Raw genomic sequence first — 673 nt, 5'->3', positions numbered from 1 at the left:
CCCGGGCGACCGGCGACCCGACGAGCGCCACCCCTCCCGTCGCGCCAACCGGTCCCACCGACGCCTCGCCGGCCACCGACAGGGTCGCCGTCCCGGATGTGATCGGTGAGCAGGCCGCGGCGGCGGAGTCCGCCGTACGCGCCGCCGGCTTCGCCACGGTCGAGCGCGCCTACCGGTCGGGCAGCGGCGCCCGCGGCACCGTCGTCGCGACCGACCCGCCGGCCGGGACGACGAGCGCCCGCGACGACACCGTCACCCTGACCGTGTCGACGGGTCCGAGTACCGTCACGGTGCCCGAGGTCGTCGGGCTCGGCGCCGAGGACGCCCGCGCCGCGTTGCGCGCCACCGGCCTCACCGTGGTCGAACGGGTCAACTCCGGCCCGTCCGCCGCCGACGCCGGTCAGGTGGACGACGTCGCGCCGACGATGGGCACCCGGGTGGCGGCCCGCAGCTCCGTCACCATCACCGTGGTCAGCGACACGGTGGCCGTGCCCGACCTGCACGGCCGACCGGTGGGTGAGGCCGAACGGACCCTGACCAACCTCGGCCTCACCGTCGTCCAGCAGCCCCGCGCCGGCAGCGAGCCACCCGGCACGGTTGTCGAGCAGAGCCCGGCGGCGGGCGGCGTCGCCCGCGGGTCGACCGTCACCGTCGTCGTCGCCCGACCCGCCGC

The 673-nt window shown here is 77.7% G+C and carries 1 protein-coding gene; it reads left to right on the top strand.

The genetic code is table 11. The annotated features are described in order from the left end of the window. On the top strand, window positions 1–673 hold a 673-nt coding region (locus tag NBZ83_RS32470; RefSeq protein WP_261576552.1), incomplete at both ends, for a PASTA domain-containing protein.

Origin of the sequence: Frankia gtarii (assembly GCF_025403375.1) — a bacterium.
GTDB lineage: Bacteria > Actinomycetota > Actinomycetes > Frankiales > Frankiaceae > Frankia > Frankia gtarii.
Note: the sequence above shows the minus strand (reverse complement) of the source record. Positions and strands in the feature narration are given on the sequence as shown.